The 8,874-nt window shown below is 61.1% G+C and carries 9 protein-coding genes and 1 pseudogene; 4 read left to right on the top strand and 6 right to left on the bottom strand.

The annotated features are described in order from the left end of the window. The 3 genes and pseudogenes from AC1DVH_RS21995 to AC1DVH_RS22005 all read right to left on the bottom strand — a co-directional run. Window positions 1–161, bottom strand: a pseudogene (locus AC1DVH_RS21995) (tripartite tricarboxylate transporter TctB family protein); the annotation flags it as partial. A gap of 58 nt (window positions 162–219) precedes the next feature. Further along, window positions 220–1,197 carry a Bug family tripartite tricarboxylate transporter substrate binding protein gene (locus AC1DVH_RS22000; RefSeq protein WP_477755586.1) on the bottom strand — a complete coding sequence of 326 codons (978 nt, stop codon included), beginning with the start codon at window positions 1,195–1,197 and terminating at the stop codon, window positions 220–222. Window positions 1,198–1,236: 39 nt separating this feature from the next. Then, window positions 1,237–2,526, bottom strand: a complete 1,290-nt coding sequence (locus AC1DVH_RS22005; RefSeq protein ID WP_477755587.1) for an OprD family porin — start codon at window positions 2,524–2,526, stop codon at window positions 1,237–1,239. Window positions 2,527–2,763: 237 nt separating this feature from the next. Here AC1DVH_RS22005 and AC1DVH_RS22010 point away from each other — a divergent pair, with 237 nt between their 5' ends. Further along, complete coding sequence (locus tag AC1DVH_RS22010; protein ID WP_007979804.1) at window positions 2,764–3,435, top strand: response regulator; 672 nt, start codon at window positions 2,764–2,766, stop codon at window positions 3,433–3,435. Further along, window positions 3,428–4,816, top strand: coding sequence for a sensor histidine kinase N-terminal domain-containing protein (locus tag AC1DVH_RS22015; RefSeq protein ID WP_477755588.1), 1,389 nt, complete (start codon window positions 3,428–3,430; stop codon window positions 4,814–4,816). Before AC1DVH_RS22010 ends, AC1DVH_RS22015 begins: the two co-directional genes overlap by 8 nt. A gap of 128 nt (window positions 4,817–4,944) precedes the next feature. Here the strand turns inward: AC1DVH_RS22015 and AC1DVH_RS22020 are convergent, their stop codons facing one another. Together AC1DVH_RS22020 and ygfZ are read right to left on the bottom strand one after the other, a co-directional pair. Further along, window positions 4,945–5,766 carry an HDOD domain-containing protein gene (locus AC1DVH_RS22020; protein WP_477755589.1) on the bottom strand — a complete coding sequence of 274 codons (822 nt, stop codon included), beginning with the start codon at window positions 5,764–5,766 and terminating at the stop codon, window positions 4,945–4,947. A gap of 34 nt (window positions 5,767–5,800) precedes the next feature. Next, window positions 5,801–6,742 carry a CAF17-like 4Fe-4S cluster assembly/insertion protein YgfZ gene (gene ygfZ / locus AC1DVH_RS22025; protein WP_477755590.1) on the bottom strand — a complete coding sequence of 314 codons (942 nt, stop codon included), beginning with the start codon at window positions 6,740–6,742 and terminating at the stop codon, window positions 5,801–5,803. Between the two features lie 149 nt (window positions 6,743–6,891). On the opposite strand from ygfZ, the gene AC1DVH_RS22030 reads away from it, so the two are divergent. Beyond that, a complete protein-coding gene (locus tag AC1DVH_RS22030; RefSeq protein WP_477755591.1) occupies window positions 6,892–7,146 on the top strand; it encodes an FAD assembly factor SdhE in 255 nt (84 codons plus the stop codon). Next, the gene (locus AC1DVH_RS22035) at window positions 7,130–7,582 is read left to right on the top strand and encodes a protein YgfX (protein ID WP_477755592.1); all 453 of its coding nucleotides are present in this window, start codon (window positions 7,130–7,132) and stop codon (window positions 7,580–7,582) included. The genes AC1DVH_RS22030 and AC1DVH_RS22035 overlap by 17 nt, the downstream gene beginning before the upstream one ends. On the opposite strand, the gene nadB is transcribed toward AC1DVH_RS22035, so the two are convergent. Beyond that, the coding region (gene nadB / locus AC1DVH_RS22040; protein ID WP_477755593.1) for an L-aspartate oxidase at window positions 7,551–8,874 on the bottom strand (1,324 nt) is incomplete at its 5' end. The genes AC1DVH_RS22035 and nadB overlap by 32 nt on opposite strands.

The raw sequence follows: 8,874 nt of genomic DNA on the forward strand, positions 1-8,874 counted from the left end.
ATGTACAACAGTGCCGAGCCCATCAGGCCGAGCATCAGCAATGGAAAGGCCCGAGGCCCCACYGGTTCGTAGGAAAAAGCCGCTTGATACGGCCATGCCATCAGCGCCAGGCCGAGGCAGACCAGCAACAGCACCGAAGCAAAAATGCGTTGTAAGAGCATGGGGAACTCCTGTGCCGCGACTCCGCCAAACGGAGCCGCGGCCGCTAGACAGAGGCGATCACTGGATCAGGCCGAACTCTTTGGCCAGCACTTTGTAGTCCGCAACCTGCTTCTTCACGTAGGTGTCCAGCTCCGGGCCGGTCATGGCGAACGGGAAGAGCTCGCGCTGATCGCGCAACTTGGCGAAGTCTTCGGAAGCCAGCAGTTTGTCGAAGGCCGCTTTCCACCAGGCGTAGTCTTCGTCGCTGACTTTTGGCCCGAGGTAGAAGCCGCGCACCACCGGCCAGACGATGTCGTAGCCTTGCTCGCGGGCTGTCGGGATGTCCTTCATTTCCGGCTCGTCCAGACGTTTGTCGGAGAACACCGCCAGCAGGCGCATGTCGCCGCTCAGGATGTGCGGCATGGAGTCGGAGATGTCGGTGCTGCCGACCTGGATGTGCCCACCGAGCAGGGCGGTGGCAATCTCGCCGCCACCTTCGAGGGCGACGTAACGCAGGTCACGCGGGTTGATTCCGGCGGCCTTGGCGATCAGCGCGGTTTGCATCCAGTCCTGACTGCCGACGGTGCCGCCGGAACCGATCACCACTTTGCTCGGATCTTTCTTCAGTGCCTGGACCAGATCGTCGAGGTTCTTGTAAGGCGAATCGCTTTTCACCGCGATGGCGCCATAGCTGGTGCCAACGGCAGCGAGCCAGCGAACGTTGGTTTCATCGAAACGACCGAATTTGCCTTGGGCCAGGTTCAGCAGCGAACCGCTGGACCAGGCCACCAGGGTGCCAGCATCGGCCGGACGTTGGGCGACCACCGCGTTGTACGCCACCGCGCCGACACCACCGGGCATGTAGGTCACGCGCATCGGCTTGGTCAGCAGTTTTTCGTTGACCAGCGCGCTTTGCGCCAGTTTGCAGGTCAGGTCGAAACCACCGCCGGGCGAGGCCGGGGCGATGCATTCCGGACGTTTGGGTTCGGCAAGCGCTTGGCCGGTGAACAGCAGGACGCTGGCGGCGAGGGCTAGTTTACGCATTGACAGGTTCATTCAAGTCTCCTTGGGAGTTGTTGTTATTGACGTACTGAATTACCAGAGGGCAACGCTATAGCTCACCAGCAGACGCACTTCATCGGCATCGCGAGCGGAGTAGTTGGAACGGTAGGTGGCATTGCGCAGACGCACGGCGACATCCTTGAGCGCGCCGCTTTGTACAACATATTTAATCTCGCTGTTGCGTTCCCATTCTTTACCTTCGTCTCCGTTCTTGAGCTTGATGTTGTCACCGCTTACGTAACGGCTCATGAAAGTCAGGCCGGGGACGCCGAGGGTGACGAAGTCGAAGTCATAACGCGCTTGCCAGGAGCGTTCTTCGGCCCCGGCAAAGTCGTTGATCTGCACGAAGTTCACCAGGTACGGGTCGGCGCCATCCACATACGGGAACGCGCTGTCGCCGGACATGTGCTGGTAGCCCGCGCTGAACTTGTGCCCGCTCAAGGCGTAACTCACCAGACCGTTGAGGGATTTGTTGTCGATCTTGCCACCACGGGCCTCGCCCTGGTCGTCACTGATGGCAAACCGCAGATCAGTGCCAAAGGTGCCGGGGCCGAATGGCTGCGAGGCGATCAAGCCGAGGAAATGCTGGTTGTAGACTTCATCGAGTTGCGCGAAGTGGTAGCTGCCGGTGATCTTGTCGGTGAGCTTGTAGTCCAGGCCGCCAAAATCAAAGTGCTTGCCGGCCACGGTGCCAGCGAAACGGCTGTTCTTGTTGTTGAGGGCAATGTCCTCGAAGTTGGTGCTGTCGCGGTCCTTGGCTTTGTCCAGACGACCGCCGGTAAAGGTCAGGTTCTTGATCTCTTTGGAGGTCAGCATGCCGCCTTCAAAGGTCTGCGGCAGGATGCGCCCGTCGTTGGGCTTGAGGATCGGCAGTTCCGGAATCAGGGTGCCGATCTTCAGCTCGCTGGCGGAGATTTTCACTTTGCCGGTCAGGCCGAGCTTGGAGTATTCATCGACGGCTCGCCCATCGTCGGTCGGCAGCAGGCCGGTACCGGTGCGGTCAGGGCTTGAATCGAGCTTGACCCCCAACATGCCCAGCGCATCGACACCGAACCCCACGGTGCCGTCGGTGTAGCCTGATTTCAGATTGAGCATGAAACCCTGGGCCCACTCGTCACGCTTGGACTGTTGGGCACTGGTACCGTCGCGATAATCGCGATTGAAGTACATGTTGCGGGTTTCGAAAGTCGCCGAGCTGTCGTCGAAGAATGCGGCCTGGCTCAACGGTGAAAAGCCGGCAAGGGCGGCAGCGCTGGCAAGCACAGTGTGGCCGAAACGGGAGAGGCGGGCAGGCGCGATAGCCTGGGTCTGCAGGGACTGCATGGATGAGTTACTCCGTTTATTGTTCTTATTTGTCGAAAACGCTTCGAGGCGTTTTTCGTATCGCTGTGTGGCTGCAGCGACGGCAGTCGAAACTGTCCGTGGCTGGACTGTAACGGGCTAACCTTTCGCTAAGCTTTCAGCTGACTTTCACGGTTTTCGGGCTTCACAGCGGCGGTTGCGGCTGTAAACTTCGCGCCAGAGAATGGCGTCGACCATCCCGGAATGAGGTAAAGATCCATGCGTGTCCTGCTCGTCGAAGACCATTTGCAGCTCGCCGAAAGTGTCGCCCAGGCGCTCAAGAGCACCGGGCTGACCGTGGACGTTCTGCACGATGGCGTGGCAGCCGACCTGGCGCTGGGCAGCGAGGAATACGCCATGGCGATCCTCGACGTCGGCTTGCCGCGCATGGATGGTTTCGAAGTGCTGGCGCGTTTGCGGGCGCGGGGCAAGAACCTGCCGGTGTTGATGCTGACCGCCCGCAGCGACGTCAAGGATCGGGTCCACGGCCTGAACCTCGGCGCCGACGACTACCTGGCCAAACCGTTCGAACTGACCGAGCTCGAAGCCCGGGTCAAAGCCTTGTTGCGCCGCAGTGTGCTGGGCGGTGAACGCATTCAGCGTTGCGGTGTGCTGGCCTATGACCTGGAAACCCGGCGTTTCACCCTCGGTGAAGAATTGCTGACCCTGACCTCCCGCGAACAGGCCGTACTCGAAGCCCTGATCGCGCGCCCCGGTCGGGTGATGAGCAAGGAGCAACTGGCTTCTCAAGTATTCGGCCTCGATGAAGAGGCCAGCCCCGATGCGATCGAAATCTACGTGCACCGCCTGCGCAAGAAGCTCGACGGCCAGCCGGTCGCTATCGTGACCTTCCGCGGCCTCGGTTACTTGCTGGAAAGCCGCGATGCATAAGCCCAGCAGCCTGCGCTGGCGGTTGCTGTGGAACCTGGCGCTGTTGCTGGTTGTATTGATGCTGGCCAGTGGTTTGAGCGCCTACTGGAACGGGCGCGAAGCCGCCGACACGGCCTATGACCGGACCCTGCTGGCCTCGGCGCGAACGATCGCCGCCGGCGTCTCCCAGCGCGACGGCACCTTGAGTGCCGACGTGCCCTACGTGGCCCTCGATACCTTTGCCTACGACAGTGCCGGGCGAATTTTCTACCTGGTCAACGACATCAATCAGAAGCTGATTTCCGGTTATGAAAACCTGCCCGCGCCACCGCCGGGAACGCCGCGCACCGATGACTATCCGGCGCTGGCACGCTTCTACAACGCCCAGTATCGCGGGCAGAACGTGCGTGTGGTGAGCCTGCTCAAACCCGTGAGCGAGCCGAACATGAACGGCATGGCGGAAATTCGCGTAGCGGAAACCGATGAAGCGCGGGTGAGCATGGCCCGCAGTCTGGCGACAGATACTTTGCTGCGCCTGGGCATGCTGGCGGGTGGGGCCTTGATGTTGGTGTGGTTCGCGGTGAGTGCCGCGTTGCGCCCGCTGGAGCGCTTGCGCACAGCGGTGGAAGAGCGCCAGCCGGACGATCTGCGCCCCTTGCCGTTGGTGGAAGTGCAGCGCGAATTATGGCCACTGGTGCGCGCGCTCAATCACTTTACCGAGCGCTTGCGCGGGCAGTTCGAGAAACAGGCGCAGTTCATTGCCGATGCCGCCCACGAACTGCGTACGCCATTGGCAGCACTCAAGGCGCGACTGGAACTGGGCATGCGCTCGGCCGAGCCCGATACCTGGCGCAGTACTTTGGAGACCGCCGCCCAGGGCACTGATCGCTTGACCCATCTGGCCAATCAGTTGCTGTCCCTGGCACGGGTTGAAAATGGCGCCCGGGCGATTGCCGAGGGTGGCGCGCAGTTACTCGACCTCAGTCAGTTGGCTCGGGACCTGGGCATGGCCATGGCGCCGCTGGCCCACAAGCGCGGCATCGCGCTGGCGCTGGAAGCGGATGAACCCGTCTGGTTGCGGGGCGAGCCGACATTATTGAACGAACTGCTGAGCAATCTGGTGGATAACGCACTGGCTCACACGCCACCGGGTGGCAACGTGATTTTGCGCGTCTCGGCGCCCGCAGTGCTGGAAGTCGAAGATGATGGCCCCGGCATTCCTCTTGAGGAGCGCGATCGGGTATTCGAGCGCTTTTACCGACGCAATCAGCAAGTGGCCGGTTCAGGGTTGGGGTTGGCGATTGTCGGTGAGATCTGCCGCGCGCATCTGGCGCAGATCAGCCTGCATGACGGTGAGCACGCAGGKTTGAAGGTGCGGGTGAGTTTTGTCGCCGGAGAGTGATGGGGCTTGTTCTGGCCCCATCGTCGGAACGCCGCCCGGAGCAGGCTCGCTCCCACATTGGATCTATGCAGCACCACAAATCCCTGTGGGAGCGAGCCTGCTCGCGAAGGGGGCGGCGCGGTTTTGGGTCAGTAAAACATCGTGCGTGTTTCTTCCAGGTCGGCGCACATCGTCTCGTCGTCAAAGTCGATTCCGAGTGCCTTGTAGGCCGGTACATTCAACGCATCGGCACGGGCGAGCGGGTGGTCGGTGTCCTGCAGGCAATACAGGCTGGCCACCTGCACCAGATCCACATAGTCGACCTGCGCAGACTGGCGCTTGAAGTTCAGGTATAGCTGCGGCACTTGCACCAGCATGTCGGGAAATTCCCAGACCCTGAGCAGTTTTTCGCCGATCAGCGGATGAATCTGGTCGATCACATGGTTGAGGCTGACCGGGTCGGACAGCAGCTCATAGTGATCTTCGGCGTAGGTCAGGATCGGCAGCACGCCGATCTGATGCACCAGCCCGCCAAGGGCCGCCTGATCGGGCTTGAGTCGGGTATGGCTGCGGCACAGGGCGTAGCTGACACCGGCGATTTCCAGGCTTCTACGCCAGACATCGCGCATCTTCTGTTCCACCACGTCGGAGCGGGCATGGAAAATCTGCTCCATGACCAGGCCGATCGCCAGGTTACAGCTGTAGTTGATGCCCAGGCGGGTGATCGCGGTATGCAGATCGGTCACTTCCTGGGTCGCGCGCAACAGTGGGCTGTTGACCACTTTGATCAGGCGTGCCGACAGCGCGGTATCACGGCCGATCACTTTGCTCAGGGTACTGACGCTGACTTCCGGGTTTTCCGCGGCCTTGCGAATCTGCAGAGCCACTTCCGGTAACGTTGGCAGAACCAGGTCATCGTTATTGATGGCCTCAACCAAATCCTTTTGGACCTTTTCCGCCAGTTCGCTCATTTAGTCTCTCTAGGTGTCGCGCCAAGTGCTGCCGTTATTGCTGGATTTCGCGATCGCGGTCCAGTTCATAAGGCAGGTCGAGCAGCTGCAGGGACGGCCCTTCGAGCGCGCCCAGGTGGATGTCCCCACTGTCTGCTGCTTCGGCTTGCAACACCGCCAGGAGTTCAATGTTTTGCTCGGCGCGGGCAGCCAGCACCACTTCGCCGATGGAGCTGCCGTGGGTTGGGGAAAACAGCGCGGTACCCGGTTCAGGCAACTCGCTGGCAGCCAGTTGCAGGCGATACAAGCGGCGCTTGAGTTTGCCCAGGTACTGCATGCGCGCGACGATTTCCTGCCCGGTGTAGCAACCTTTCTTGAAACTCACGCCACCGACCGCTTGCAGGTTGAGCATCTGCGGGATGAACAATTCGCGGGTACCCGGCATGACCTGGCCGATCCCTGCGCGGACCTGGCCCAGCAGCCATTGATTCAGATCGCCTTCGCTCAGCACCGCCGACAGCTTGCCTTTGACCGCATCGGCTTGACTGGCGGCGACCCACAGCTCGGCTCGGTCAGGCGAGACACGGATGGCGATCAGCCCATCGTTGCGCACGACGCTGTCGGTTTCTGCCAGCAGGTCCAGACCGAGGCTGACCAGCGCGGCGTCGCCAAGGTCAACGCCGAAGCGGACCCAGGCGGCACTTTCGTCGGTCAGTTTCGACTTGGAAAACACCGCGTATTTTTTCAGGTCCGCCAGTTGCGGCTCGAGCAATTCGGTGGCCATGGCCAAGACCACGCCGTCACCGTCGAGCAGGATACGGAAACTCGATTGCATCCGGCCTTTTTGCGTGCAGCGGGCACCGAGGCTGGCCCGGGAATCGCTCAGGTAGTTGAGGTTGCAGGTCAATTGGCCTTGCAGGAATTTGCTGGCGTCCGCGCCGCGGACCGCGAGAACACCTTCATGAGAAAGCGTGCAGAAAAAAGCAGAATCGGCCATGGGTCATCGCAGGGTAAAGAGTCTGGCGGACATCATAAGGGGGCGCCTTCGAAATGGGTAGTTCACAAAGGATCATCGGTGCCCGACCAAAGCCGACTGTTCGACGGGGCGCGGGCCTGTATACTTGCGGCCTATTTGAGGAGCGCTCCATGGTCGAAGATGTTGAACTGAACCGCCTCTACTGGCACAGCCGCCGCGGCATGCTTGAGCTTGACGTGTTGCTGGTGCCGTTTGTGAAAGAGGTTTACCCGCACCTCAGCGAGGTTGATCGCGCCTGCTACGTCAGGTTGCTCGAATGCGAAGATCAGGACATGTTCGGCTGGTTCATGGAACGCAGCGAATCCGAGGATCCTGAACTGCAACGCATGGTTCGCATGATCCTGGACCGTGTCCAGCCCAAGTAATTCGTTCGAATGCCGCTGGCATGCCTCACGGCAGTTGCTGGCGGCGTATCTTCTGGCCCAGCTGTTCGCATTGGGTTCGTTGTTTTTACTGTCAATTCCGCTCTGGGCCAGCGCGCTCGGCGCCGTGCTGTGCGTGGCTCACGGAGTCTGGTTGTTACCTCGGCAAATCCTGCTGACCCACCCGCAGGCCTTTTGCGGCTTGCGCCGCGATGCCGATGGCTGGCAGTTGTGGAGTCGGGCCAAGGGTTGGCAGCCCGTGCAACTGAGACCGGACAGCCTGGCGCTACCGTTGGTGGTGGTACTGCGTTTCCGACTACGTGGTGAGCGCCGGGTCCGGGCCATTTGCGTGCCCCGGGATGCGCAGGCGGCGGATGTGCACCGACGCCTGCGGGTCCGGCTCAAGTTCAGCCGACGTAGGTGGGCGGCACCAGAATAGTGTCCAGCGCGACCGGCAGCAGGTTCGGGTAGTCGAGGGTGTAATGCAGGCCACGGCTTTCCTTGCGCTCCATGGCTGACAGRATCATCAGCTCGGCCACTTGGGCCAGGTTGCGCAGCTCGATCAAATCCCGGCTGACCTTGTAGTTACTGTAGAACTCGTCGATTTCATCCAGCAACAGTCGCACGCGGTGTTGCGCCCGTTGCAGACGCTTGTTGGTGCGCACGATGCCAACGTAGTCCCACATGAAGCGCCGCAATTCATCCCAGTTGTGCGCAATGATCACGTCTTCATCGGAATCGGTGACCTGGCTCGCATCCCAGGCGGGAAGGGGGACTGGCATCGGAATCCGGGGCAGCTGTTCAAGAATGTCCGCGGCCGCCGAGCGAGCATAAACGAAACATTCCAGCAGCGAGTTGCTGGCCATGCGGTTGGCGCCGTGCAGGCCGGTGAAACTGGTTTCGCCAATGGCATACAGACCCGGCACGTCGGTGCGGCCCTGTTGATCGACCATCACACCACCACAGGTGTAGTGCGCTGCCGGGACCACCGGAATCGGTTGCTTGGTGATGTCGATGGAAAATTCCAGGCAGCGTTCGTACACCGTCGGGAAGTGCGTCTTGATGAAGGCTTCGGGCTTGTGGCTGATGTCCAGATAGACGCAATCGATACCCAAGCGCTTCATTTCATGGTCGATGGCCCGGGCGACGATGTCCCGTGGTGCCAACTCGGCCCGAGGATCGAAGCGCTGCATGAAGCGCTCACCGTTGGGCAACTTCAGGTGGGCACCTTCGCCTCRCAGGGCTTCAGTAACCAGGAAGCTCTTGGCTTGCGGGTGATACAGGCAAGTAGGGTGGAACTGGTTGAATTCCAGGTTCGCCACCCGGCAGCCCGAGCGCCAGGCCATGGCGATGCCATCGCCGCAGGCGCCGTCAGGGTTACTGGTGTACAGGTAAACCTTGGCCGCACCACCGGAGGCGAGGATCACAAAGCGGGCGCCGTAGGTGTCGACTTCGCCGGTGCCGCGATTGAGCACATAAGCGCCGAGGCAGCGATCACCTTCCAGGCCCAGGCGTTTCTCCGTGATCAGGTCAACCGCCACCCGCTGTTCCAGCAGTTCGATGTTCGGCCGTTTCCTGGCCTGGTCGAGCAGGGTTGTGAAAATGGCTGCACCGGTGGCATCGGCGGCGTGGATGATGCGCCGATGGCTGTGACCGCCCTCGCGGGTCAGGTGGAACTCGAACCCGCCATCTTCGTTACCCGACTGTTCATCGCGGGTAAAGGGTACGCCC

Source organism: Pseudomonas sp. P4_C3, assembly GCF_056402075.1.

Bases quoted from the DNA above. Each gene is read 5' to 3' on its own strand.
- AC1DVH_RS22000 (WP_477755586.1), bottom strand. From the start codon at position 1,197: ATGAACCTGTCAATGCGTAAACTAGCCCTCGCCGCCAGCGTCCTGCTG.
- AC1DVH_RS22005 (WP_477755587.1), bottom strand. From the start codon at position 2,526: ATGCAGTCCCTGCAGACCCAGGCTATCGCGCCTGCCCGCCTCTCCCGT.
- AC1DVH_RS22010 (WP_007979804.1), top strand. From the start codon at position 2,764: ATGCGTGTCCTGCTCGTCGAAGACCATTTGCAGCTCGCCGAAAGTGTC.
- AC1DVH_RS22020 (WP_477755589.1), bottom strand. From the start codon at position 5,766: ATGAGCGAACTGGCGGAAAAGGTCCAAAAGGATTTGGTTGAGGCCATC.
- ygfZ (WP_477755590.1), bottom strand. From the start codon at position 6,742: ATGGCCGATTCTGCTTTTTTCTGCACGCTTTCTCATGAAGGTGTTCTC.
- AC1DVH_RS22030 (WP_477755591.1), top strand. From the start codon at position 6,892: ATGGTCGAAGATGTTGAACTGAACCGCCTCTACTGGCACAGCCGCCGC.